Below are 25,070 nucleotides of genomic sequence, written 5' to 3'. Positions count from 1 at the left end.
TCAGGCCCCGCGGGCATGCAGGCGGCGCACGTGCAGCAGCTCGCCATCCTGCTCGGTGGCCACCAGCGTCACCAGCTGGCCGTTGAGCTTGCGGCCCTTCAGCACGTGAATGCTGCGCGGCGGGATCTTCGGCCCAAGCCGGCTGGCCTGCAGGACGTAGCTGCGTCGCTGCGCGGCCTTGAGGTCGAGGCCACTCTCCTTCGCCATCGAGCGCAGCACCTTCTCGACCGGCGCGGCGGCGGCTTGCTCGCTGGGCCGCAGCAGCGGCAGCGAACGGCCGAGGTTCAGGCCCTCGCGCTCCAGGCGTTCGCGTCGCAGGCCACGCACGCCGCGGTCCTGCACCTTGGAGAAGGCGGTCTTGAACGCCTTCGTCTTCGTGAGGGCATGGCCGATGAAGCCCACGGGCTGCACGGACGGATCGCCCAGCAGGTAGAACTGCGCCAGGGTCTTGAGGTCCACGGGATCCAGGTGCGTGCGCTCACCCGCGAACTTCTGCCGGGCCTCCAGCGCCGCACGGCCCAGCGAGGCGCCCGCGAGCACGCGCTGCAGGAAGTACTGGCAGACGAGGTCGGCCGAGCCATTGCCCTCGCTCGGGCCGTAGGCAATGGTGGTGCTGCCGAAGAAGCCCCACGCACCATCGGCCAGATAGCTCAGGGCGATGCCCAGGTGGCCTCCTGCGTCGTTGGGGTCGTAGAGCTGCGCGCCATAGCAGCACTCCGCGGCAATCACCGTGCCCGCACTGACACGGCCGCGCAAGTGGCTGGCCCGGTGCGCCACCGGATAGTCGTCGCCCTGCTGCCCGAGGTACTCGGGGCTGGTGTCGCCGCCATGGCAGTTGATGAAGTGCACGCGCGGCGCGAGCTCGGCCTTGCTCCAGCGCGGGCCTTCCGGCGGCGCCAGCTTCAGCTGATCGGCCTGACCGAAGAGATTGCTCAGGCTCAGGCGCGTGGAGGCCTGCCACTCGGCGGCGCTGAGACCGAAGCTTTGCTGGAACAGGGCGCGATCCAGCGGCTTGGCACGCGCGGCGGCATGGATGAGCTGCAGCAGCAGGTCCGGCGTCGTCGCGCCCGGCACGTCGGGCAGCCGCCCCACCACCCGGCTGGGGCCCTGGAAGCGCGCCGCGTCGGTGCTGTAGGGCGCCTCGCAGGCATAGGGCAGATCGCTGGGGACCGTCTTGTCGCAGTCCCCGTCGTCGCCGGTGAAGGCCGGATTGACGAGCGGCACGAAGGGCAGCACATCCTGCGCCCCCAGCAGCAGGAAGTAGTGGGGCGCCAGCGCCGTCGCGAGGCCGTCGATCGCGGCCTTCAGCGCTTTCGGGTCGGAGCGCGGCACCGCGGCCAGGCCGAGCCGCTTCATGGCCGCCGCGTCGTCCACGCTCAGCACCTGCGTGGCGATGCCGCGGCGGCGGTCCGCCGTCACGAGCGCCTTGAGCGCCGCGTCGATGCGGCCCAACCCGGCCTTGCCGTACTTGCCCGTCAGGGCGGCGCCATGGCGCAGGATCAGCTTGTCCATGCAGTGAACTCCCCGTGCTTCAAAGTGCGTTGAAATGCGTCAAACGGCGCATTGTTGCGGGCGTTCCCGCGCCAGGACAAGGGCCTCTCCCTAGTTCATTCATTCTCGGGACGACAGTGGACGGCATCGCGCCTAATCTGCGCACTCCCGCAAGAAGCCTCAAGGAACCCCGATGAAAGCGCCTCCCCAAGGCTGGCCCCGCATCGCCAGCAGCCTCTTCTACAACGATGCCAACACCGCCATCGCCTGGCTCGTCCGGGCCTTCGGCTTCACCGTGCAGCTCAAGGTGGACGGCCCCGATGGCACGGTGCTGCACAGCCAGCTCAGCTACGGCGAAGGGCTGATCATGGTCGGCGAGGGGCGTGCCGACCGCACGCAGCGCTTCGGCATTCCCTTGCGCAGCCCGCTCGCCTGCGATGGCACCAACACCCAGGCGCTGATGGTCTATGTGGACGACGCCGAGGCCCATTGCGCCCGGGCACGCGCCGAGGGCGCCCGCATCGTGATGGAGCCCGCCGTGCAGGACTACGGCCCCGGCTACTGGGCCGACCGCTGCTACGGGGCGCTCGATCTCGACGGCCATCTGTGGTGGTTCTGCGAGCGCGTGCGGGATCCCGCCTGAACGGCACGGCCCTTGTCATGACGGCATCAAAGTCCCGCCGCAAGATGCGGGGCTCGAACGATCCGCAGTTCACGGGATCGCCTGCGGCACCCCCTTGGAATGCGCCCATGAAACTGCAAAAGACGGACCTTGCCCGAGAGCTGCTGCGCAGCCCCCGCCGCGACCTGCCCGCCGGCGAGCGCATGCTGTTGATCACCGTGGATGGCCGCCGCGATCTGCCCCAGTTGCGCGAGCTGGCTCGCAACCTCGGGCTCGACCCGGCGGTGGTGGAGACGCTCTATGGCCGTGGCCTGATCGCGCCGGTGCCGGCTGACTCGACCGGCGCCGACGAAGTCACGGTGACCCAGGGGCGCACCGGCGCTGCGAGCGCTGCGAGTGCCTCGAATGCTGCGAGTGCTGCGAAAGCCTCGAGCGCCGCCGGCACCTCGAACGCCGCACTCACCACCGCGCCCGGCACAGGCGCAAGGGCGGCGTCTCACGCGGGACCGCTTGCCCCGAAGGCGCAGGCCTTGCCGGACCCGCGCAAGGGTCGTTCACCGGAGCCCCCGGCGTCCGCGACGTCCGCGGCCAGCCGGGCAGCGCGGGACCCTGCGCCATCCCCGGCGGCATCGATGTCGCCATCGGTGTCGGTGTCGGCATCAGCATCCCTATCTGCGGGGACGCCGGCCGCGCGGAGCGGCGAGCCGAGGCCAGCCGCGGGCGTGTCGCCACAGGGGCTTGCGCCTGGGGTAGGGAGTCCGGGGGCCGAGGCCAGCGCCCTGGCGGCGTCGGGACACGAGCAGGCACGGCTGGCACTCATCGCCGCGCAGGAGGCCGCGGGTGCTCAGGCGCGTCGCCTGCTGCGCGCGAAGGTCTATGCGCTGGATCTCGTCGCCCGCATGCTCGCGGGCCAGGATGGCGATCTGCGCGCCCTCGCCCGCCACATTGACAACGAGGAGGGCCTGCTGCTGTGGATCGAAGTCGCCGCACAGCACCTGCGCGAGCGCGCCGGGGACGAGCGCTCGGAGCGCTTCAGGCAGCGGGTCCTGGAGGAGCTGGGGCTGGCCTCGGCCATGGCCTGAGGCCAGCGCTCGTTCTGCCGCTCGACGACGCGCGCCACGTCTGCCGGCCTGCACTTGTCGGCCTGCACTTGTCGGTCTGCACAGGCCCCCGCACTCCAGTTGCCACTCCAGTTGCCACTCCAGCGGCCACGCCAGCGGTCACTCGAGCCCGCACTCGAGCCCGCCTCGGGCCGGCTCTCTGGGCCCCATCCGGCCCTCCATGCCCCCTCCTCGCACGCCACGCCCGAGACGCATGGTCCGCCCGGCTCGCACGGCTCGCGGCTTCAATCGCTTCGACAGGGTTGCTCACCTCGGGCCATGGGCGACGCTGGCGCCGTGCCATGGCCCCGGCACGCCGTCCGCGCAACGCGCGCAGCGGGCCTGCGGAGGAACCGGCGGCACAGCGCAGCTTGCGGGATGGGATGGCGGAACGGATGTGCCGGATGGGCTCGCTGAACCGCCTCGCTGAACTGGCTCACTGAGCCGGAGCACTGAGCCGCCTGGGGGAGCGTCAGCCCTGCCGCTTGGCCAGCAAGGCCCGGGCCACGCGGGACACCGGCGGACGGCCGAGCTGCTCCGAGATGAAGGCACCGGCATCGACCAGACGGTCCAGGTCGATGCCGGTCTCGATGCCCAGGCCATTCAGCAGGAAGACCACGTCCTCGGTGGCCACATTGCCCGTGGCGCCCTTGGCGTAGGGGCAGCCGCCCAGACCCGCGACGCTGGTGTCGAAGGTATGGATGCCCATCTCCAGGCAGGCGTAGATGTTGGACAGCGCCTGGCCGTAGGTGTCGTGGAAGTGGCCGCTGACCTCATGCAGCGGGTAGTGCTTCAGCGCGCGCTCCATGGCGGCCTGGATGCGGCGGGGCGTGCCCACGCCGATGGTGTCGGCGACGCCCAGGTGATCCACGCCGATGCCCTTCATCAGCAAGACCACGCGCTCGACCTGGTCAGGCGAGATGTCCCCTTCGTAGGGGCAACCGACAGCGCAGGACAGCGCGCCGCGCACCTTGAGGCCGGCAGCGTGCGCCGCCTCGACCACCGGCGCGAAGCGCTCGATGCTCTCGGCCACGCTGCAGTTGATGTTCTTCTGGCTGAAGGCTTCGGAGGCCGCGCCGAAGACGACGATTTCATCCGGCTTTGTCGGCAGGGCCGACTCCAGCCCTTTCATGTTGGGCGTCAGCACGCTGTAGCGAACACCGGGGCGGCGTTCGATGGCAGCCATCACCGCGGTGTTGTCGCCCATCTGCGGCACCCACTTGGGGCTGACGAAGCTGGTGACCTCGATGTTCTTCAGGCCGGCGTCCTGCAGCATCGCCACAAGACGGGCCTTGTGCTCGGTGGCGACGGGCTGCTTCTCGTTCTGCAGGCCGTCGCGTGGGCCCACATCGACCAGGGTGACGCGGTGAGGCAGGGTGCTCATGAAGGACTCCTTTGCAGACTTATTCGGCGGCCTTGAGCTTCAGCAGCTCGGCGCCATCCCCCACCTGATCGCCGACGGCGAACAGCAGCTCGGCCACGACGCCATCACGCGGTGCGGTGATGGTGTGCTCCATCTTCATGGCCTCCATCACGGCCAGCGGCTGGCCTTTGGTGACGGTATCGCCGGCCTGGGCCAGGAAGGCCACCAGCTTGCCCGGCATGGGCGCCGTCAGGCGGCCCCCCTCGCCCTGCCCTTCACCGGCGTGGGCGATGACGTCGACCTCGGTCATCAAGGCGGAGCCGGCATCGGCGAACACCGCCACCTGCTCGCCCTGCTTGTAGGTCCGGACCGTCACGCGCTGCTGGCCCAGGCCCTCGCCCAGCAGCAGCTCGTGCTGCTCGGTGCCGGTGGAACGCACGGCAAAGGCCATCGCCTCGCCCGCGACCGTCAGTGCCATGCCGCCCTGGTGGTGGCGGGACAGCAGCACCTCGTGATGCGCCTCGCCCTCGGCCAGATCGAAGCGGCGTGCCGAGGCGCCGAAAAGGCGCCAGCCGTCGCGGCGACTCCAGGGGTCGCTGCCCACCGTGGCGGCTTCCTCGGCCAGCGTGTGCGCGACGACCGCCGCAGCGGCCACGCGCAGGGGCAGGCCGGGCTGGCCGAACAGGGCGGCCTTCTCGCGTTCGATCAGCGCAGTGTCGAGGTCCGCCCCCGCGAAGGAGGCCGTGGCCGCACAGCGGCGCAGGAAGGCGACGTTGGTCTGCAGGCCGACGATGTGGGTGTCGCGCAGGCTGGCGTCCAGGCGGGCCAGGGCCTGTTCGCGCGTCTCGCCCCAGACAATCAGCTTGGCGACCATGGAGTCGTAGAAGGGGCTGATCTCGTCGCCCTCGTCGACCCCGGAATCGATGCGGACGTCACCGCGCTGGAACTTCACGTGGGCGGGCCAGCGGGCCACCCCGAGGCGGCCGGTGGCGGGCAGGAAGCCGGCTTCCGGGTTCTCGGCGCAGATGCGGGCCTCGATGGCATGGCCGTGCATGCGCAACTCGTGCTGCTTCAGCGGCAGCGGCTCGCCGGCGGCCACGCGGAGCTGCCACTCGACCAGATCCTGGCCGGTGATCGCTTCCGTGACGGGATGCTCCACCTGCAGGCGGGTGTTCATCTCCATGAAGTAGAAACGCCCATCCTGCTCGGCGATGAACTCGACCGTGCCGGCACCCACGTAGCCCACCGCCTTGGCCGCGGCCACGGCCGCCTCGCCCATCTCGCGGCGGCGAGCCTCGGTCATGCCGGGCGCCGGGGCCTCCTCCAGCACCTTCTGGTGACGGCGCTGCACCGAGCAGTCACGCTCGAAGAGGTAGACGCAGTCGCCCTGCGTGTCGCCGAAGACCTGGATCTCGATGTGGCGCGGCTTCTGCACATAACGCTCGATCAGCACGGCGTCATCCCCGAAGCTGTTGATGGCCTCGCGCTTGCAGGAAGCCAGCGCGGCCTCGAACTCCTCGGCCGCATACACCGCACGCATGCCCTTGCCGCCGCCGCCCGCGCTGGCCTTGATCAGCACGGGATAGCCGATGCGGTCGGCTTCCTTCTTCAGCAGGGCCGGGTCCTGGTCCGCGCCATGGTAGCCGGGGACCAGCGGCACGCCGGCCTTCTCCATCAGGCGCTTGGACTCGGCCTTGAGGCCCATGGCCAGGATGGCCGAGGCCGGCGGGCCGATGAACACGAGGCCGGCGGCCGCGCAGGCCTGGGCAAAGTCTTCGTTTTCCGACAGGAAGCCATAGCCCGGATGGACGGCCTCGGCGCCGGTGGCCTTCGCCGCCTCGATGATGCGCTGCCATTGCAGGTAGGAGTCACGGGGCGCAGGACCGCCGATCAGCACGCCCTCGTCGCAGGCCTGCACATGGCGCGCGCGGGCGTCGGCCTCGGAGTAGACCGCCACCGTCTTCACGCCCAGGCGACGGGCAGTCGCCGCGACGCGGCAGGCGATTTCGCCGCGATTGGCGATCAGGATCTTCTTGAACATGGCGGTGACTCCGTTTTCTTGTGATCAGCAGGGCGGCGGGTAAGCCGCGGTAGGCATCGGGAGGGCGGGGTGGCCTCTTGGATCCAAAGGTTCAGTTCGAGTGGCAGAACAGCTGGCAAAGCGCTGACTTGTGCTCAGCGGCGCCCGAGGATCCGGCCTGGCCGGGCCTGCGGTCGACCTGGCCGTCCGCGTCGCGCCCGAAGGCCCGACGCGTCGCCGGGTGGGTCAAGCCGCTGCGCTGCAGCCGCGCAGCGTGCCCACCGGCGCCGGCTCGACGGCATTCAGGCGGATCTTGGCTTCCTTGCCATGGCCGTCCGACAGCTCGGCTTCCGTGGCGCAGTGCATGCCCAGGCGATCCAGCAGCGCGCGGTCCTTCTCGGCCTGCGGGTTGGACGTGGTGAGGAGCTTGTCGCCGTAGAACATGCTGTTGGCGCCCGCCAGGAAGCACAGGGCCTGCAGACTTTCGGGCATCTCCTCGCGGCCAGCCGAGAGGCGGACCATGGCGCGCGGCATGATGATGCGGGCCACGGCGATGGTGCGCACGAACTCGAAGGGATCGAGCTGGGCCGTGCCGGACAGCGGCGTGCCCTCGACCTGCACCAGGTTGTTGATGGGCACGGACTCCGGGTAGGGGTTCAGGTTGGCCAGCTGGACCAGCAGGCCCGCACGCTCGCGGCGCGTCTCGCCCAGGCCCACGATGCCGCCGGAGCAGACCTTCAGGCCCTGTGCACGCACGCGGTCCAGCGTGTCCAGGCGATCCTGGTAGGTGCGGGTGGTGATGATCTGGCCGTAGAACTCGGGCGAGGTGTCGAGGTTGTGGTTGTAGTAGTCCAGGCCGGCATCCTTGAGCTTCTCGGCCTGACCGTCCGCCAGCATGCCGGCGGTGAGGCAGGTCTCCAGGCCCAGCGCCTTGACCTCGGAGATCATCTCGCCGATGGCCTCGATGTGACGCTCCTTGGGCGAACGCCAGGCGGCGCCCATGCAGAAGCGCGTCGCGCCATTGGCCTTGGCGGCACGCGCGGCTTCCATCACTTCCTGCAGCGGGATCAGCTTCTCGGCCTTGAGCCCGGTGTCGAAGTGGGCCGACTGCGGGCAGTAGGCGCAGTCCTCCTCGCAGCCGCCGGTCTTGATGGACAGCAGCGTGGAGAGCTGGATCGCGTTGGCATCGAAGTGCTCGCGGTGCACCTGCTGGGCGCGGAAGAGGAGGTCATTGAAGGGCAGCTCGAACAGCTCGGCGACTTCGTTGACCGTCCAGGCCTTGGCGTTGCGACGCTCGGCGTCGGTGGTGGGCGTGAGCGTCTGGACTTGGTTGGTGGTCTGCTTCATGGTCAGGGTTCCTGGACTTGTCGCACGGCCTGCAGCAAGGTGGCAGGCATCAGGGAGAAATGGGCGGCCACGGCCGCAGGCGAAGGATCGGCGAGACGGGGCACCTCGCCCCAGCATGGCGCGCCCATCCGGTCGAAATGGGCGGTCAGCGCGGCGACATTGTCGGCCACATGGGTCTGGCGCGGGTCGGCGACGTTGGCCACCCATCCCGCCAGGCGCAGGCCGCGGGCGCGGATGGCCTCGGCCGTCAGCAGCGCATGGTTGATGCAGCCGAGGCGCAGGCCGACGACCAGCAGCACCGGCAGCGCGAGGTCCACGGCGAGGTCGGCGGTGTCGTAGGCGTCGTTGAGCGGGACGCGGAAGCCGCCCACCCCCTCGACCAGTGCCAGCTCGCCGAGCTGCGCGCTGGCGCGGATGGCGGCGAGCAGCGGCTCGCGCTCGAGCGTCCGCCCCTCCAGCCGCGCGGCGATGTGCGGCGCGCAGGGTTCGCGGAACTGCACCGGGCCGACCTGCACCGGCGTGAGCCCAAGTCGCTGCGCGGCGTGGAGTTGCAGCACGTCCTCGTTGACCCACTGGCCGGCGGCGTCCTGCACCTGGCCCGCGGCGAGGGACTTCACCGGCGCCACGCGCGCCCCGGCCTCCGCCAGCGCGTGCGTCAGGCCGGCGGTGATGCAGGTCTTGCCGATCTCGGTGTCGGTGCCTGTGACGAACAGGCCTTGGAGGCGCGTGCTCATGCGGCGGCTCTTTCCATGTCAGCCGCCGCGGTTTCCAGCGCAGCGAGCAGGCGATCCACATCGGCGACGGTGTGGGTCGCGCACAGCGTGATGCGCAGGCGCGCCTCGCCCACGGCGACGGTCGGCGGGCGGATGCCCGGCACGCGCAGACCCTCGCGCTCCAGACGCGCGGCGAGCTGCATGACCTCGGCGTTACCGCCGACGATCAGCGGGCGCACCGGCGTTTCGCTGGGCGCCAGGCGCCAGGGCAGGCCGCGGTGGCGCTTGAGGATCGCCTTGATGCCCTGCGCGAGCTGCAGCTGCAGCGCCTTCAGGTGCTCGCGCCGCTGCTGGCCGACCTCGCTCTCGATCAGGTCGAAGCTCGTGAGCAGCGCGTGCTCCACGGCCGGCGGCGAGGCCGTCGAGAAGATGTAGTTGCGCGCCGCCTGCAGCAGGTACTCGGTGATGGTCTCGTGCGCGACGACGAAGGCGCCGGCCAGGCCCGCGGCCTTGCCCAGCGTGCCCACGAGGATCAGGCGTTCGCTGCAGAGGTCGAAGTGCTCCAGCGAGCCCCGCCCCTTGCGGCCCAGCACACCGAAGCCATGGGCATCGTCAACGATCAGCCAGGCGTCGAATTCCTCGGCCAGGGCGAGCAGCGCGGGCAGCGGCGCGATGTCGCCGTCCATGCTGAAGACGGCGTCGGTGACGATGAGCTTGACCTTGGCCGTGCTCGCTGCCAGCAGCGTGCGCAGGCCCGCGACGTCGGCGTGGCCGTAGCGCGTGGTCCTCGCGCGGGCGAGGCGCGAGCCGTCGATCAGCGAGGCGTGGTTGAGCGTCTCGGAGAAGATTTCCGTCTCGACATCACCCAGCGCCGTCACGACAGCCAGATTGGCCATGTAGCCCGTGCAGAAGCCCAGCGCACGGGCCTTGGGGATGTGCGGCGAGAACCAGTCGGCCAGGGTGTCGGTGACCCGCCGGTGCGCGACGGAATGGCCGCTCACGAGGGGCGATGCGCCGCTGCCGCCGCCATAGAGCCGCGCGCCCTCGGCCAGGGCTTCCGCGAGGCGCGGATGGGCGGCGAGGCCCAGGTAGTCATTGCTGCAGAACATCAGCAGCTCGCGCGGGAGGCCGTCGGCGCCGCGCACGGTCTGGTGCGGCGCGGTCGGGCTTTCCGCCTCGCGCAGGAAACGGGTCAGGGACTGCGCTTCAATCGCGCGCAGCTTGGACTGCAGGTGCTCAATCAACATCGGATTCTGGGAAAAGATCGGCCAGGGTGCGCCGCACCGCCGCGGCCAGCCAGGCGGCCACGTTGGCATCCAGCAGGTAGGGCGGCATCACGTAGACCGTGCGCCCGATCGGGCGGATCAGCAGCTCATGCCGGCGTGCGGCGAGATGGAAGGCCTCCGCGAAGCCCGCGGGGGCGTCGACCACGTCAAAGGCCAGGATCATGCCCTGCTGGCGCAAATGGGCCACGCGGGCATGCTTCGCCAGCGGGGCGAAGGCCTCGGCCAATTGCGAAGCCTGTTCGGCATTGCGCGCGAGCTGCCCGGCATCGAAGCGGTCCAGCACCGCGTTGGCGGCGGCGCAGGCCAGGGCGTTGCCGGTGTACGAGTGCGAGTGCAGGAAGCCGCGGGTGACGTCCTCGGACCAGAAGGCGCGGTAGACGGCGTCGGTCGTGAGCACGAGCGACAAGGGCAGCGTGCCGGCGGTGATGCCCTTGGACAGCAGGATGAAATCGGGCCACGGGGATGGTGGGCCCCCACGCTCGCCGGCAGGCGAGCTGCCCCCCACAGGGGCTTCGCCAGCTTGGGGCGGCGCGGCGCTGGCGAGGTCGCCATCAAGCAGCGTGTGCTGCCAGGCAAAGAACTGCCCCGTCCGCCCGCAGCCCACGGCGATCTCGTCGGCGATGAGGTGGACGCCGAATTCGCGGGTCATGGCGCGCACCTGGCGCAGGTAGTCCGGCGAGTGCATCACCATGCCGGCCGCGCCCTGCACGAGCGGCTCCAGGATCACGGCGGCGATGTGGGCATGGCGCTCGGCCAACAGCGTGCGCAGCGCGGCCAGGGCCTCGGCCTCGTTGCCCAGGCGGCTGTCGGGCGACTCCACGATGTGGGCGCGCATCAGCAGTGGGTCGTAGGCATCGCGGAAGATGGCGACGTCGGTCACGGCCAGCGCGCCGATGGTCTCGCCGTGGTAGCCGTTGCGCAGGCACACGAACTCGCGCTTCCCGGCCTGCCCGAGGTTGCGCCAGCTGTGGAAGCTCTGCTTCAGCGCGATCTCCACGGCGCTGGCACCATCGCTGCCGAAGAAGACATGGCCCAGCGCACCACCGGTGCGCGCGCTCAGACGCTCGCCGAGGCGGATGGCGGGCTCGTGTGTGCAGCCGGCCAGCATCACATGCGGCAGGGTGTCGAGCTGCTGCTTGATGGCGGCGTTGATTCCGGCATCCGAGTGGCCGAAGAGGTTGACCCACCAGGAGCTGTTGGCGTCGAAGTAGCGGCGGCCGTCGAAGTCGAAGAGCCAGGGGCCCTCGCCCCGCGCGATGGGCAGCGGCGGCACGCGCTCGGCGCGCGCCATCTGCGTGCAGGGGTGCCACACCGCGTCGAGGCTGCGGCGTTGCAAGGCGGCGGTGGTGCGGTCGTCAGCCATGGTCCGGCGTCACGCGAGCCACGAGGGCTTGGCCTTGTTCAGGAAGGACTGCACGCCCTCACGCCCTTCGGCGGACGCACGGATGTCGGCGATGCGGCGCGCGGTGTCGTCGCGCAGCTGGGGCGTGATCTCGCGGTGGGCCACGTCCTGCACCAGCCGCTTGCAGGCGCGCACGGCGGCCGGACCGTTGGTGCACAGGGCGTCGACGAGGCCCTGGACCTTGGCATCGAGCGTCTCGGGCGTGGCCAGCTCATGCACCAGGCCCAGGCGGTGGGCTTCGGCGGCGCCGAAGCGCTCGGCGGTCACGAAGTAGCGGCGCGAGGCCTGCTCGCCCAGCGCGCGCACGACATAGGGCCCGATGGTGGCCGGCAGCAGGCCCAGCTTGGCCTCGGACAGGCAGAAGCCCGCGCCCTCCACCGCCACCACCATGTCGCACACCGACACCAGGCCCACGCCGCCGGCATAGACGTCCCCTTGCACGCGGGCGATGACGGGCACGGGGCAGCTGTAGAGGGTCCAGAGCATCTCGGCCAGGCGGCTGGCGTCGGCGTGGTTCTCGTCCCAGCTGTAGCCGGCCATGGCCTTCATCCAGTTGAGATCGGCACCGGCGCAGAAGGCCTTGCCCTCGGCCGCGAGCACGATGGCGCGCAGGGTCAGGTCTTGCCCCAGCGCGGCGAAGGTCTCGGTCAGTTCGGCGATGACCCCCTCGTTGAAGGCGTTGCGGACATCGGGGCGATTGAGGGTGACGCGGGCCACATGGCCTTCGCGTTCGATCTTGAGCGTGCTCGTCATGGGGTTCTCTTCTCAGTGCTTCCAGACCTTGAGGCCACGGTGGACCTCCAGGGCGTCGAAGTCGCGGTCCTTGTGCAGCAGGGCGTAGTCGTTCTCGATGCAGAAGGTGGCCAGCAGGACGTCGATGGGGCTGCGCACCGTGTAGCCCTGGGCGCGCAGATGGCGGTAATGGTCGACAGCGGCCATGGCCAGCGCCTCGCCGCCCGTGGTCTCGACGGCCAGGCTCTGCATCAGCAGCGTGGCCTGGCGCAGTTCGCGCGGATGGCGGAACCCGCGCAGGACCTCGAACAGCACCAGGTCCGGCACCACGAGGCGCAGCTCGCCCTGCTCCAGCAGCGCGGCCAGCTGATCGACGGCCGGGTGCGAGGCCCCCGAGAAGAAGTCGATCCAGACGCTGGAATCAACGACGAGCACGGCGCTCCCCCGGAGCCGGTTCCTGGACGGACAGGGGCGCGGACGCGGGCGCAGCCGTCCAGTCGACGTCATCACCGCCCTCCCACTTGAGCTTGCCGCGCCACTTGAGCAGCTCGCGGTAGGCCGCCTGGCGCGCCAGCAGCTTCAGCCCCGCCTCGACCGCTTCCTTCTTGGTCTTGAAGGGGCCGGCCTGCAGGGCTTTGGCCATCAGCTCGTCATCGATCTCGATATTGGTGCGCATGATGTGTACGTTTTGCAGACGGAACGCACATTGTATGCATCACATGCGGAAAACGCCGAACTTGGCGTCCGGGATGGGGGCATTCAGCGCGGCCGACAGGCCCAGTGCCAGCACGCGGCGGGTGTCGGCCGGATCGATCACGCCGTCGTCCCAGAGGCGGGCGCTCGCGTAGTAGGGATGGCCCTGGTCCTCGTACTGCTGACGGATGGGCGCCTTGAAGGCCTCCTCCTCCGCCGCGCTCCACTGCCCCCCCTTGGCCTCGATGCCGTCGCGCTTGACGGTGGCCAGCACGCTCGCCGCCTGCTCCCCGCCCATCACCGAAATGCGGGCGTTGGGCCACATCCACAGGAAGCGCGGGCTGTAGGCGCGACCGCACATGCCGTAGTTCCCGGCGCCAAAGGACCCGCCGATGATCACGGTGAACTTCGGCACGTTGGCGCAGGCCACGGCGGTCACCATCTTGGCGCCGGCGCGGGCGATGCCCTCGTTCTCGTACTTGCGGCCCACCATGAAGCCCGTGATGTTCTGCAGGAACACCAGCGGGATCTTGCGCTGGCAGCACAGCTCGATGAAGTGGGCGCCCTTGTTGGCGCTTTCGGCGAAGAGGATGCCGTTGTTGGCCACGATGCCCACGGGCATGCCCTCGATGTGGGCGAAGCCGCACACCAGGGTGTTGCCGTAGCGGGCCTTGAACTCGTCGAAGGCCGAGCCGTCCACGACGCGGGCGATGACCTCGCGCACGTCGAAGGGCTTGCGGGTGTCGGTGGGGATCACGCCGTGCAGCTCGGCCGGGTCGAACAGCGGGGCCACGGGCGGCTGCAGGCGCAGCGACTGGGGCTTGGTGCGGTTCAGGCTGGCGACCACGTTGCGGGCCAGGGCCAGGGCATGGGTGTCGTTCTCGGCCAGGTGGTCGGCCACGCCGGAGAGGCGGGTGTGGACGTCACCGCCGCCCAGGTCCTCGGCGCTCACCACCTCGCCGGTGGCGGCCTTCACCAGGGGCGGGCCGCCCAGGAAGATGGTGCCCTGGTTCTTGACGATGATGGTCTCGTCGCTCATAGCGGGCACATAGGCGCCGCCGGCGGTGCAGGAGCCCATCACCACGGCGATCTGCGGGATGCCCTTGGCGGAGAGGTTGGCCTGGTTGTAGAAGATGCGGCCGAAGTGGTCGCGGTCCGGGAAGACCTCGTCCTGGTTGGGCAGGTTGGCGCCGCCGGAGTCCACGAGGTAGACGCAGGGCAGGTTGTTCTGGTCGGCGATCTCCTGGGCGCGCAGGTGCTTCTTGACGGTGACCGGGTAGTAGGTGCCGCCCTTGACCGTGGCGTCGTTGCAGACGATCACGCACTCCACGCCATTGACGCGACCGATGCCGGCAATCATGCCGCCGCCCGGCGCGGCGTTGTCGTACATGCCGAGGCCCGCCAGCGGCGCGATCTCCAGGAAGGGCGTGCCGGGGTCCAGCAGCATCTCGACGCGGTCGCGCGGCAGCAGCTTGCCGCGGGCCGTGTGCTTGGCACGGGCCGCCTCGCCGCCGCCCTCGGCGATCTTGGCCAGACGGGCGTTGAGGTCGGCGATCAGGGCCTGCATGGCCTCGGCATTGGCCTTGAAGTCGGCGGAGCGCGCGTTGAGCTTGCTGTGCAGCACGGACATGGTGTCTCCTGGCGGGCGGGGTGCGGAGCCTGATCTGAGTCAAGCTCAATTCATCATGTGAAACCCATTGAATCGTGTTCGCCGGGCTCGCGAATCCGTGAGGATACGACATGCGGCAACACCCCAGCAAGCAAGACTTGAGCTTGACTCAGAATTTCAGGGAGAATGGCCCGCATGAGCCTGCCCGCCGACCCGCCCGCCGTCATGCCTCCCGCTCTGCAGCGCCGTGCGCCAGCGGGCGCCAAGGCGGAGCAGCGCGTGCGGGACCTCCTGCGCGTGGGCCGCGAGGTCTTCGCCGCCAAGGGCTACGAGCGGGCCACCACCACCGAGATTGCCAAGCGCCTGGGCATCTCGGAGGCGACGGTGTTCACCTATTTCCGCGGCAAGCGCGAGCTGTGCATGCGCGTGATCGCCGACTGGTACGACGAGATCATCGACGCCATCGAGCAGGGCCTGCCCCGCGAGGCGCCGATCCGGGAGCAGCTGGAGTTCGTGGTGCACACGCACCTGCGGCTGTTCCTGATCCAGGGCACCGGGCTGTGCGAGCTGGTGCTCTCGGAAGGCCGCAAGCGCGAGGCCGACATCACCGGCGGGAGCGGCAGCTCCGCGGAGTTCGGCGAGGCCTTCATCGAGCTGCAGCGCCGCTACACCGCGCCGCTGATGGAGCTGCTGTCGCGCGGGCAGCAGCTGGGGCAGGTGCGGCAGGACATTCCGCTGCGCATGCTGCGCTCGCTGGTCTTCGGGCCGATGGAGCACATGCTGTGGGAGGTGATCATCGCGGGCCGGCAGATCAACGTCGACCAGAGCGCCCGCGACCTCGTCGCCCTGCTGTGGCCCGCCCTGCAGGCGCCGGAGGCGGAGCTGCTGCGCCTGCGCGCCCTGAAGGCGACGCTGCAGCAGGCGCTGGGCCAGGCCTGACCGCACCCCGGCCCACGACGGGCGCGCGCCATGAAAAACGCCCCGTCGTCGCGGGGCGTGCCGGTGAGCGAAAGAGCGCTCAGCCTTCGAGCTTGACCAGCCCCAGCAGGCCGTCCCGCGTGGAGTCGCGCACCTTCGGGCCGATCCACACCTTCATCATCATCGGGAAGAAAGCCTCGCCCGCGATCGGGTCGCCCAGGCGCTTGCCGTTGAGCGAGAACTCGGTGTTCTTCTCGACGGGGTTGTAGTCGATCACCACCAGATCGCCCTTGTTGACCTTGCTGCGCTGGCCGAAGACGGCACCGAGCTGCGAGGTGGCGATGACGTTGGCCGAGAACTCCTCGGTCGTCACGTTCTGACGGATGCGGTCCAGCATCGCATTGGCCAGGTCCTTGGCGGACACGGCGCGCAGCATGTAGAACTGGATGCGCTTGGGGCCCTTGATGCCCGTGGCGCCTTCCATGGTCGTCTGCTTGCTGGGCAGGTAGAAGGCCACGACGGTGGAGCGGGTCGAGAGAATGCTCGAGGCCGCAATGCCGTTCAGGACGAGGTTCTGGTTGCCCACGGCGGCCGTGGTCGGAAAATCGAAGCCCTCGAACTTGACGTCCGTGGCCTGTGCCGAGCCGGCCAGCACGAGCAGGCCCATCGCGAGGGGTCGCAGGAATCGCAGCATCTTGTCTCCTTGACATGCGGCAGCGCCACATCACGACGGTACTGCCAGGGGGCGGATCATAGAGAAGTGCGCTCGCCGACGCAGCAGCGCAGTCCGGCAAGATTACGCAGCTTGCACCGATTCGACAGGCGCCTCTAGCTGGATTGCTGTGCATTTCACGCCAACACTGGCAGCATCCGCCCCACTCCCCGTCCCGGCGCCCCCGGGCCCGCCCGCAACGCTGCCGCGCCGACCGCACGGCGGCGTCTTGCGCCTTCCCTTTTTCCAGCAATCAGGACCACCATGAAGAAGTACACCCTGGCCCTCCTCGCTGCCACTGCCGCCCTCGGCACGGCCCATGCCACCGAAAACGGCCAGCTGCGCGCCCTGCTCGGCGCCCCGAGCTACGAACTGGCCTCGCCCCAGTTTCCCGGCTGGTACGGCCAGCTCTGGCTGCAGCACTACAGTGCCAAGCGCCTGAAGGGTGACGATGGCCAGGCCCTGCAGACGCAGGCCGCCACGCCCCTGGGCACGCTGCCCGTGCAGATCCAGGGCGAGATCGACGCCGACGTCTTCGTGACGCGCGGCACCTGGGTCACCGAGAAGCTCGTCGCCGAAGGCCGCCTGGGCTTCTCCGCCACGCTGCCCCTCATCCGCCAGCGCAATGACATCCGCCTGAGCGCCACGCTGCCTGCCGGCGTGCCGGCCGGCGCCGCGACCGCCGTGCAGGCACTGCTCGACCAGCAGAGCGCCGCACGCTCCGGCAGCAAGACGGGTCAGGGCGACCTGGACGTGGCCGGCTTCGTGGACTGGCAGAACGACGACAGCCGCCTGGTGCTGGGCCTGAGCGTGGTCGCCCCGACGGGGGCCTACGACGCGCAGCGCGCCGTGAACCCGGGCGCCGGCAAGTTCTGGACCGTGCGCCCGCTGGTGATCGCCTCCAAGGTCTGGGAGAACGGCGTGGAACTGGGCCTGCGCGCCACCTACTCCGTCAACACCCGCAACACCGCGACCGACGTCCGCTCCGGCCAGTACCTGCATGCCGACTACGCCGCCATGTACCGCATCAATGACGAATGGCGCACCGGCCTGCAGGGCTATCTGGTCGAGCAGACCACCCGCGACAACGGCCCGGGCGTCGCCGCCAATGGCAACAAGGCCCGCGTGCGCTCGCTGGGCCCGATGGTGGCCTATGTGTCGGAAGACGGCGTGTGGTCGGCCGAGTTCAAGGTGGCCAAGGAGTTCAGCGTGCGCAACCGCCCGGAAGGCACGACCGCCTGGGTGCGCCTGAATCTGCGCCTGGATTGATGCATCAGTCCTAGATGCGAAAGGCCGGGCATTGCCCGGCCTTTTTACCTCAAACAAGCAATATCCCGCTTAGGGATTCGGCTCAGCAAACTGGAACTTAGGCTTGCCCTTATCCAACGCCGGCCCGCCGAAATCACCGATTGCAGAAGACCCAGCTCGAGGACCAGAAACCTCCACGGGAGGCAGCACGTTCTTGCCTTCCTTATCCGTCCCCTCCCCCTCGCCACCTTCTCCGCCGGCAACGAGTTCAATTTCAGCAGCAATCAAATTCTTCATATACATCCCTCAAATATCGATACAGGAGCCCCAATTATTGCGACCAAGCAACCTTCAGACAACACGGAAACCATTACATATGAAGAAAGTAATGCGCAAAAAAAAGCCGGGCATTCGCCCGGCTTTTTGCATATGCGCTGGCGCTGCCAGCTGCGTTACAAGCTTAGAACTTGTACTCGGCACCCACCTTGATGGTGCGGGGACGCACGCCGTAACCGCCGCGCAGGTCGACCGGGAACTCGTCGTGGAACAGGTTGCCGATGTTCATGCTCAGACGCAGGTTCTTGATGCCGCTGTAGGCCATGTTGAAGCTGGTGACCAGATCCTTGCCGTAGTAGCAAGGCAGGCTACCCGGCTTCAGACGAGCCTGGCAGGACGCCTCGCCCCACACGCTCGGATCGGTCTCGTCGAAGTTGAGTTCCGTACGCGAGGTGTAGTTGAAGCGCAGACCGGCGGTCCAGTCGCCTCGAGCCCACTGGGTCGTCAGGATGGAACGAACGCGCGGCGTGCTGCGAAGGCCGACGGTGTTCGGGCGCCATTCGTTGGCGTCGATGTCCCAGCCGCGCGACTTCAGGGCGTAGGTGGTCTGCCAGCCGACGGTGAAGGTGCCGACGTCAGCAACCTTGAAACGGCCCTTCATGTCGATGTCGATGCCGGAGGACTCGGTCTTGCCGAAGTTCTCGTACTGCAGCAGCAGCGTGATCAGCTGGCCGGCATCCCACTTCAGGTTGGCACCCGGCTTCAGCGCGTTGGCACGTGCAGCCCAGGCTTGGTCTTGAGCGGAGATCGGCTGACGGGCGATCAGAGCTGCGTACTCAGGCTTGTCTTCGCGGTCCAGCACATAGCTCGGGTCACGGTAGCTGATTTCGTCGCGGCGCTCGATGTGGAAGTAGTCCACGGCCACGGAGAAGTCACGCACCGGCTCGAACACGAAGCCGACGGTCTTGCTGGTGGACAGCTCAGGCTTCAGCTTGGAGTTGGCGGAGATCATGGCCGGCACGGAAGCCAGGCAGCCCGTGTTGTAGGCCGTGGTGGCGTCCTGCTTGTCGTTGGCGTCGCCCAGGCGCAGCGCGTCACGGATGGCCGTGGCGGTGTCGCAGCGCTTCGGATCGTAGGTGCTGTTGAAGAAGCCAGTCAGACCCACCTTACCCAGCGTTTCGGGGATGTTGGGGGCGCGGAAGCCACCAGCGATCGTGCCGCGCAGCAGGAACTGCGGGCTGGCTTCCCAGCGCAGGCCCAGCTTGGGAGACACGCGGCCGTCGAAGCCCGTGGCCTTGTCGTAGCGCAGGGCGCCGTTGGCGGTCAGGCTCTTGACGATCGGGCCTTCCAGCTCGACGAAGGCAGCGGTCAGCTTGCGATCGCCTTCCACCCAGACCGAGCCACGGTTGATGATCTCGGCGTTCATCACGTTGTCGCTGGACTTGATCTTCAGGTGCTCGTCACGCAGATCCACGCCCACGGCCATCTGCAGCGCGCCGGCGGGCAGCTTGGCGACTTCGCCGCTGACCTTGGCGTCGATGAAGCGGGTGCGGTTCTCACCCTTCATCTCGAGAGGCACGAACATGCGGTCCAGCAACTCCTGGCTGTTCTGGGCACCAATCTTGTACTCGCCGCTTTCCACAGCGTTGATGAACGACGTGCGATGGGCACCGACGCCACCCTTCTTCGCATCAGCGCCGATCTGGCCGAAGGCGGTTTCCCAGTCCCAGTTGCCATAGGTGCCGCGGAAGCCGGCCATCACACGGTACTGGTCAGCAGTGGCGGGGGCGCCCCACATGTCCAGGTTGTCCATGAAGCGGTATTCCAGGCCAGCCACACCACCGGTGTTGTTGGCCGGATTGTTGGCGGCCAGCAGGGGCTTGTTGACCGTCTGGATGGTTTTGCTGTTGCCATCGAACCAACGGAAGGGCGTACCCGGGCTGTTGATGCCGAAGGGCAGATCGCGGTACTCCGTCTTCGTGTGCGACAGGCTCACTTCAGCGAAGGCTTCCACGTTCTCGTTCACGGCGTAGCGGCCGGCCGTGTACAGGTTCACTCGCTGCGCAGGGTCCGAGAAGGGGTTGATGCCGGTCAGGTCGCTCGTGCAAGCCTTGGCGCTGTTCAGCTGCGAAGCCGGGCACAGCGGGCTGGCCACGCGCGAGGAGGCGACGAAGTTGCCGTTCTTGTCCTTGGCGCCCTTCAGCAGGTTGCCAGGGTAGGACACGAGGCTCGGATCGCCGAAGGCCGGGCTGACGAACTGCTTATGCCACGCGGGGTAGTAAGGAATGATGTCCTTCTGCATGTAGCCCTCGCGCTTGTACAGCTCGAGGTTGGCCAGCACGTTGTAGCGGTCGCGGGCCATGTCGCCCATGCCGGCCACGATACCTGCAGTGGTCTGCTTGCCGGTGGCGGGCGAAACGCCACGCTGGTAGCTGGCGGACAGGCCCACGCCGCTGTAGTCGCGGCGGGTGATGATGTTGATCACGCCGGCCATGGCGTCGGAGCCGTAGATGGCGGAGGCGCCGTCCTTCAGGATTTCCACGCGGTCGATCACGTCGGCCGGGATGGAATCGATGTTGACGAAGGTTTCCTTGGCGCCGTCGGCCAGGCCGAAGTTGGCGATGCGGCGGCCGTTCAGCAGCACGAGGGTGGCAGCCTTGCCCAGGCCGCGCATGCCCACGCCAGTGGCGCCGGCGGCGAAGCTGGAGCTGTTGCCGTCGTCACGCAGTTCGCCGGTGTTGGTGGCGGTGATGGTGTCCAGCACCTGGCGCACGGTGTTAGCGCCGGTCTGCTTGACTTCATTGCGGGTGATCACTTGGACCGGGGATGCGGTCTCGGCGGCCAGGCGCTTGATGTTGGAGCCGGTGATTTCCACGCGCTGCAGCTGCACGGGTTCCGACTGGGCCTGAGCGTGTGCCGACAGGCAGGCGACGCTGCTGGCGATGGCCAGGGTGGACAGCGCAAGCTTGCGCTGGCTGATGATGATTCGAGACATTGGAAAGCCCTCTGACATGGCGCCACTTGTGGCGGAGCCGTAGCTCTGATGTAGTAGTTGCCCGCTGCCAAGTCCCCGACGTGCGGTACACCGGACAGCGCGGGGCGATTGTTTCATCCGTGTGTAGAAACGTATCTGGGAACTCCACCAAGTCTGCGGGCATGTGATGCAGGAATGCCACAGATGCCGCCGTCGGCGCGACGGCGTGCGCGCGCAGCGCCCGCCCCAAAGCCGGTTCAGGCCCGTTTCGGCGCTCCTTCTGCCCCCTCCCCGCCCAGGCACCGTGAGCAGCTGCACATAAATCGGGCGGCCGCGGGGAAGGTGCGCATCGCGCCAGGGGTTTACACCAGTTTCGGCGGGTAGCCGGCCTCGGTAAGCGCCTCGACCAGCCGGGCGTCCTCGGCGGCACTGCCGACCTGCACGGTCCGGGCCTCGCGCTGGAACTCCAGCTTAACCTCGGGATCGACGGCCTTCAGCGCCTCGGTGATGGCCGCCACGCAGTGGCCGCAGCTCATGTCGGGAAGGTGGAAGGTACGCATGGAAGGCTCCTAGACAGTTGATTCGCGCTGCAGCTTATTCATTGCCATCATGGCAAGGTCAAGCACAGACCCGGGCGGGTCACAGACCGCCGAGCACGGCTTGACCTTACCATCAGGTGAAGCTTGAGACTGGCGCCATGAACACCCCTGCCCCCCTGACCCTGCCCATCACGGGCATGAGCTGCGCCTCCTGCGTTAAGCGCGTCGAGCGCCTGCTGGCCAAGGTTCCCGGCGTCGCTGCCGTGACGGTCAACCTGGCGACCGAGCAGGCTGAACTCTCCGGCGAGGCCAGCCTCCCGGTGCTTGCCGCCGCGCTGCAGCAGGGCGGCTACGGACTGCGGGAGCGGCATTGGCAGCTGCAGGTCACCGGCATGACCTGCGCGTCCTGCGTCGGCCGGATCGAGAAGGCACTGCGCAAGCTGCCGGGCGTGCTGGACGCCACCGTGAACCTCGCCACCGAGACCGCCAGCGTGCGCGGCCTGGCCACGCTGGACAGCGACAGCCTGATCGCCGCCATCACCCGCGCAGGCTACGGCGCCCGGCTCCAGGACGAAGGCCAGACGGCCGAGGAGCCCAAGGGCATGCTGTGGCAGTCGCTGCAGGAGGGGCGGCTCGGCCTGGCCCTGGCCGTGCTGCTGAGCCTGCCGCTCTTGCTGCCCATGGTCGGCATGCTGTGGGGGGCGCACTGGATGCTGGACGGCTGGCTGCAGCTGGCGCTGGCCACGCCGGTGCAGTTTGTGCTGGGCGCCCGCTTCTACCGCAAGGGCTGGGCAGCCCTGAAGGCCGGCAGCGGCAACATGGACCTGCTCGTCGCCCTGGGCACGAGCGCGGCCTACGGGCTGTCGGTCTACGAGCTGCTGCGCCATGGCCCCATGAGCATGTCGCTCTATTTCGAGTCGGCCGCCGTGGTCATCACCCTCGTGCTCCTGGGCAAGCAGCTGGAGGCCCGCGCCAAGCACCGCACGACGGAGGCGATCCGCGCGCTGCGCAAGCTCCGCCCCGAGACCGCCCGCCTGCGCCGCGCCGACGGCAGCGAGCAGGACGTGCCGGTCGCCACGCTGGCGCTCGGGGATCGCGTGGTGGTGCGCCCGGGCGAGCGCATCCCGGTCGACGGCACGGTGCTGGAGGGCGCCAGCCATGTGGACGAATCGCTGATCACCGGCGAGAGCCTGCCGGTGGCGCGGGGCGAGGGCGATGCCGTCGTCGGCGGTGCCATGAATGGCGAGGGGCTGCTGCTGCTGGCGGTGCGGGCGCTGGGGGCCGAGTCCACGCTGGCGCGCATCGTGCGCCTCGTGGAGTCCGCGCAGGCCGGCAAGGCGCCGATCCAGCGCCTGGTTGACCAGGTCAGCGCCGTCTTCGTCCCGGTGGTGGTGGTTCTCGCCGCGCTGACGGTGCTCGGCTGGGGCCTGGGCACGGGCGACTGGGAGCGCGCGGTGCTGCATGCAGTGGCGGTGCTCGTCATCGCCTGCCCCTGCGCGCTGGGCCTGGCGACGCCCGCGGCGCTGATGGCCGGCACCGGCGTGGCCGCGCGGCGCGGGCTCCTGATCAAGGACGCCGAGGCGCTGGAGATGGCGCGCCAGCTGGAGGTGGTCGCCTTCGACAAGACCGGCACGCTGACCGAGGGCCGCCCCCGCCTGCTGGCGCACCAGCCCGCCGGGGCCCTCGCCGCCGACGAGCTGCTGCGGCTGTCCGCCATCCTGCAGCAGGGCAGCGAGCATCCGCTGGCCAAGGCCGTGCTCGGCGCCTGGCAGGAGGCGGCTGCGGGCCGGTCTCTGCCCCGGGCGACCTCGCTGCGCGCCGTGCCCGGCCGTGGACTGTCGGCCGAGCTGGACGGGCAGGCGCTGATGCTCGGCAGCCAGCGCTACATGCAGGAGCTGGGCGTGACGCTCGCGCCGCTGGAGGCCGCGGCGACGGCGCTGCAGGCCGAGGGCCGCACGCTGTCCTGGCTCGCCCGGCGCCCCGCCCCCGAGGCGCCCGCTGAGCTGCTCGGGCTGCTGGCCTTCGGCGACCCGGTGAAGCCCGGCGCGCGCGAGGCCATCGCGCAGCTGCGGCAGCTGGGCCTGCGCACCGTGCTGCTCAGCGGCGACAACCGCGGCGCGGCCGAGGCCGTGGGCCGCGAACTGGGGCTGGACGAGGTCCACGCGGAGGTGCTGCCGGAGCACAAGGCCGAGCAGGTGACGGCGCTCAAGGCCGGCGGCCGGCGCGTGGCCATGGTGGGTGACGGCATCAACGACGCGCCGGCCCTGGCCGCGGCGGATGTCGGCCTGGCCATGGGCAGCGGCACGGACGTCGCCATGCACGCGGCGGGCATCACGCTCATGCGCCCGGACCCGCGCCTGGTGGCCGAAGCCATCGACATCTCCCGGCGCACGGTCGCCAAGATCCGCCAGAACCTCTTCTGGGCCTTCGCCTACAACGTCGTGGGCATCCCGCTGGCGGCGCTGGGACTGCTCAACCCCGTGATCGCCGGCGCGGCGATGGCCCTGTCCAGCGTCACCGTGATCAGCAACGCGCTGCTGCTGCAGCGCTGGAGGCCCACCCGATGAACGGACGTCTCAACATTGGCGAAGCCGCGGCGCGCTCGGGCGTGTCGGCCAAGATGCTGCGCCACTATGAAAGCCTCGGCCTGCTCGGCGAGGTGCCCCGCACCGAGTCCGGCTACCGGCAGTACAGCGAGCGCGAGGTCCATCTGCTGCGCTTCATCCGGCGCGGCCGGGACCTGGGCTTCTCGATGGCGGAGATCGCCGAGCTGCTGAGGCTCTGGCAGGACCGCGACCGGGCCAGCAGCCAGGTGAAGAAGATCGCGCAGGCCCACATCGCCGACCTCGACCGCCGGCTCGCCGAGATGCAGGCCATGCGCCAGACCCTGCTGCAGCTCACCCAGTGCTGCCACGGGGACGAACGGCCGGACTGCCCCATCCTCGAGGGCCTGGCCGGCGGCGCCAGCGGCTGACGGTCGGCCGCCCGCGCGACTCGCACTCGTCAGCCGGCGAGCGCCTGCAGCAGCGTGTGCGGCAGGTCCGCCCGGCCCAGGCGCGCCGGGCGGGTGCTGTCGGGCACGGCGATGTCGAAGCGGTAGTCCTCGTCGCCCAGCTCGATCCAGCACCGCAGGCCGTGGCGCTGCCGCAGCGCTTCCACCAGGGCCGCCAGGCCCGGGGCCTCGGCGGGAATGCCGGACACGAGCGCATCCCAGCCCGGATCGGCCGATTCAAGCCGCGCGCGGGCATCGTCCAGCGTCGCATGGCAGTCGAAGGCCAGGCCGGCCGCCCCCAGCAGACGGGCGCATTCGACGCGGCTGCTCTCCTGGGGATCCAGCACGAGCACCCGCATCGACCGGTCCAGGCGGCGCCGGGGCAGGGCCGCGCCTTCCGCCCCCGCCGAGGGGTGATCCAGGCCCACGGCCGGTCCCAGATGCAGCTCGACGTCGATCGTCCCCGCGGGCGTCTCGCGGCGCAGCAGCGCCCAGCCGCGCGCCCGGGCCAGCAGTCGCAGCAGCTGCCAGTGCAGCTCATCCTCCGCGGCAGCCGGCCCGAGGCCGGACAGGCACAGGCGGTGGCGGGCCTCGTCGAGTGTTGAAAGGCTCAGCCGCACGTCCCGCCCGCCCGCCAGGCCATGACCCAGCAGCAGGTCCAGGGCGTGCTGCAGCAGTCCGGCATCGAGGTGCTGCACGAGGGCGGGCCCCGGCAGCAGCTCGGCACGCAGCCCGGCCCGATGCCAGGCGGGCGCCCACAGCGCCAGCGCCTGTGCCGCCGCCGCGTGCAGGTCCAGCGCTTCCGCGGCGCCGGGCCGTGCGCCGCGCAGCGCGTGGACCAGCGCCTGCATCTCCAGCCCCAGCTGCTCCAGCGCCGCGCCGGCCCGGACGACCCGCTCCGGACGGTCAGCCTCGGCCTGCAACTGCAGCGCCTGGCGCGCCAGCCACTCGCCGAGGCTGCTCAGCAGCAGCGCGGGCACTTCCAGGTTCAGCGGACCGGCCAGGTGGGCGTCGGCGGGGGGAGGTGTCATCT

22 protein-coding genes are annotated in these 25,070 nt (G+C 69.6%); 6 read left to right on the top strand and 16 right to left on the bottom strand.

Translation table 11 applies throughout. From position 1 onward, the window contains the following. Positions 1–1,512: a C25 family cysteine peptidase gene (locus QRD43_RS06310; RefSeq protein WP_285981646.1), complete on the bottom strand. Its 1,512-nt coding sequence runs from the start codon at positions 1,510–1,512 to the stop codon at positions 1–3. Between the two features lie 172 nt (positions 1,513–1,684). Here QRD43_RS06310 and QRD43_RS06305 point away from each other — a divergent pair, with 172 nt between their 5' ends. Both QRD43_RS06305 and QRD43_RS06300 read left to right on the top strand, forming a co-directional pair. Beyond that, complete coding sequence (locus QRD43_RS06305; protein WP_285981645.1) at positions 1,685–2,134, top strand: VOC family protein; 450 nt, start codon at positions 1,685–1,687, stop codon at positions 2,132–2,134. A gap of 107 nt (positions 2,135–2,241) precedes the next feature. Then, positions 2,242–3,195 (top strand): hypothetical protein, encoded by a 954-nt coding sequence (locus QRD43_RS06300; RefSeq protein ID WP_285981644.1) that lies wholly within the window; start codon positions 2,242–2,244, stop codon positions 3,193–3,195. A 490-nt stretch (positions 3,196–3,685) separates the two neighbouring features. Here the strand turns inward: QRD43_RS06300 and QRD43_RS06295 are convergent, their stop codons facing one another. The 10 genes from QRD43_RS06295 to QRD43_RS06250 form a co-directional block, all read right to left on the bottom strand. Next, a complete protein-coding gene (locus QRD43_RS06295) occupies positions 3,686–4,597 on the bottom strand; it encodes a hydroxymethylglutaryl-CoA lyase (protein ID WP_285981643.1) in 912 nt (303 codons plus the stop codon). 19 nt (positions 4,598–4,616) lie between these two features. After that, on the bottom strand, positions 4,617–6,617 hold the full coding sequence (locus QRD43_RS06290) for an acetyl-CoA carboxylase biotin carboxylase subunit (protein WP_285981642.1): 2,001 nt from the start codon (positions 6,615–6,617) through the stop codon (positions 4,617–4,619). A 225-nt stretch (positions 6,618–6,842) separates the two neighbouring features. Continuing rightward, the gene (gene bioB / locus QRD43_RS06285; protein WP_285981641.1) at positions 6,843–7,943 is read right to left on the bottom strand and encodes a biotin synthase BioB; all 1,101 of its coding nucleotides are present in this window, start codon (positions 7,941–7,943) and stop codon (positions 6,843–6,845) included. A gap of 2 nt (positions 7,944–7,945) precedes the next feature. After that, a complete protein-coding gene (gene bioD, locus QRD43_RS06280; protein ID WP_285981640.1) occupies positions 7,946–8,677 on the bottom strand; it encodes a dethiobiotin synthase in 732 nt (243 codons plus the stop codon). Further along, positions 8,674–9,903 (bottom strand): 8-amino-7-oxononanoate synthase, encoded by a 1,230-nt coding sequence (locus QRD43_RS06275; RefSeq protein ID WP_285981639.1) that lies wholly within the window; start codon positions 9,901–9,903, stop codon positions 8,674–8,676. Before QRD43_RS06275 ends, bioD begins: the two co-directional genes overlap by 4 nt. Further along, positions 9,893–11,305 (bottom strand): aminotransferase class III-fold pyridoxal phosphate-dependent enzyme, encoded by a 1,413-nt coding sequence (locus QRD43_RS06270; protein ID WP_285981638.1) that lies wholly within the window; start codon positions 11,303–11,305, stop codon positions 9,893–9,895. The genes QRD43_RS06275 and QRD43_RS06270 overlap by 11 nt, the downstream gene beginning before the upstream one ends. A 9-nt stretch (positions 11,306–11,314) precedes the next feature. Next, a complete protein-coding gene (locus QRD43_RS06265; RefSeq protein WP_285981637.1) occupies positions 11,315–12,097 on the bottom strand; it encodes an enoyl-CoA hydratase/isomerase family protein in 783 nt (260 codons plus the stop codon). A gap of 12 nt (positions 12,098–12,109) precedes the next feature. Continuing rightward, positions 12,110–12,511, bottom strand: a complete 402-nt coding sequence (vapC, locus tag QRD43_RS06260; protein ID WP_285981636.1) for a type II toxin-antitoxin system VapC family toxin — start codon at positions 12,509–12,511, stop codon at positions 12,110–12,112. Further along, the gene (locus QRD43_RS06255; RefSeq protein ID WP_285981635.1) at positions 12,498–12,752 is read right to left on the bottom strand and encodes a type II toxin-antitoxin system VapB family antitoxin; all 255 of its coding nucleotides are present in this window, start codon (positions 12,750–12,752) and stop codon (positions 12,498–12,500) included. The genes vapC and QRD43_RS06255 overlap by 14 nt, the downstream gene beginning before the upstream one ends. A gap of 39 nt (positions 12,753–12,791) precedes the next feature. Next, positions 12,792–14,399 carry a carboxyl transferase domain-containing protein gene (locus QRD43_RS06250; RefSeq protein WP_285981634.1) on the bottom strand — a complete coding sequence of 536 codons (1,608 nt, stop codon included), beginning with the start codon at positions 14,397–14,399 and terminating at the stop codon, positions 12,792–12,794. 174 nt (positions 14,400–14,573) lie between these two features. On the opposite strand from QRD43_RS06250, the gene QRD43_RS06245 reads away from it, so the two are divergent. Continuing rightward, a complete protein-coding gene (locus tag QRD43_RS06245) occupies positions 14,574–15,317 on the top strand; it encodes a TetR/AcrR family transcriptional regulator (RefSeq protein ID WP_285981633.1) in 744 nt (247 codons plus the stop codon). 79 nt (positions 15,318–15,396) lie between these two features. Here QRD43_RS06245 and QRD43_RS06240 read toward each other — a convergent pair whose 3' ends face one another. Continuing rightward, positions 15,397–15,990 carry a chalcone isomerase family protein gene (locus QRD43_RS06240; protein ID WP_285981632.1) on the bottom strand — a complete coding sequence of 198 codons (594 nt, stop codon included), beginning with the start codon at positions 15,988–15,990 and terminating at the stop codon, positions 15,397–15,399. A 282-nt stretch (positions 15,991–16,272) separates the two neighbouring features. Here QRD43_RS06240 and QRD43_RS06235 point away from each other — a divergent pair, with 282 nt between their 5' ends. Beyond that, positions 16,273–17,277 carry a SphA family protein gene (locus QRD43_RS06235; RefSeq protein WP_285981631.1) on the top strand — a complete coding sequence of 335 codons (1,005 nt, stop codon included), beginning with the start codon at positions 16,273–16,275 and terminating at the stop codon, positions 17,275–17,277. A 69-nt stretch (positions 17,278–17,346) separates the two neighbouring features. On the opposite strand, the gene QRD43_RS06230 is transcribed toward QRD43_RS06235, so the two are convergent. From QRD43_RS06230 to QRD43_RS06220, 3 genes are all read right to left on the bottom strand, one after another. Further along, entirely contained in the window at positions 17,347–17,553 is a 207-nt protein-coding gene (locus QRD43_RS06230; protein WP_285981630.1) for a hypothetical protein, read from the bottom strand. A gap of 163 nt (positions 17,554–17,716) precedes the next feature. Next, positions 17,717–20,527 (bottom strand): TonB-dependent receptor plug domain-containing protein, encoded by a 2,811-nt coding sequence (locus QRD43_RS06225; protein WP_285981629.1) that lies wholly within the window; start codon positions 20,525–20,527, stop codon positions 17,717–17,719. 341 nt (positions 20,528–20,868) lie between these two features. Next, a complete protein-coding gene (locus QRD43_RS06220) occupies positions 20,869–21,066 on the bottom strand; it encodes a heavy-metal-associated domain-containing protein (RefSeq protein ID WP_285981628.1) in 198 nt (65 codons plus the stop codon). Between the two features lie 137 nt (positions 21,067–21,203). Here QRD43_RS06220 and QRD43_RS06215 point away from each other — a divergent pair, with 137 nt between their 5' ends. Together QRD43_RS06215 and cueR are read left to right on the top strand one after the other, a co-directional pair. Further along, positions 21,204–23,612: a heavy metal translocating P-type ATPase gene (locus QRD43_RS06215; protein ID WP_285981627.1), complete on the top strand. Its 2,409-nt coding sequence runs from the start codon at positions 21,204–21,206 to the stop codon at positions 23,610–23,612. Further along, positions 23,609–24,019: a Cu(I)-responsive transcriptional regulator gene (cueR, locus tag QRD43_RS06210; RefSeq protein ID WP_285981626.1), complete on the top strand. Its 411-nt coding sequence runs from the start codon at positions 23,609–23,611 to the stop codon at positions 24,017–24,019. The genes QRD43_RS06215 and cueR overlap by 4 nt, the downstream gene beginning before the upstream one ends. A 29-nt stretch (positions 24,020–24,048) precedes the next feature. Here the strand turns inward: cueR and QRD43_RS06205 are convergent, their stop codons facing one another. Beyond that, positions 24,049–25,068, bottom strand: coding sequence for a hypothetical protein (locus QRD43_RS06205; protein WP_285981625.1), 1,020 nt, complete (start codon positions 25,066–25,068; stop codon positions 24,049–24,051). Positions 25,069–25,070: the final 2 nt, after the last annotated feature.

It is taken from the genome of Roseateles subflavus, assembly GCF_030285365.1.
Lineage (GTDB): Bacteria > Pseudomonadota > Gammaproteobacteria > Burkholderiales > Burkholderiaceae_C > Roseateles_B > Roseateles_B subflavus.
This window is presented reverse-complemented; position numbering and strand designations above follow the sequence as displayed.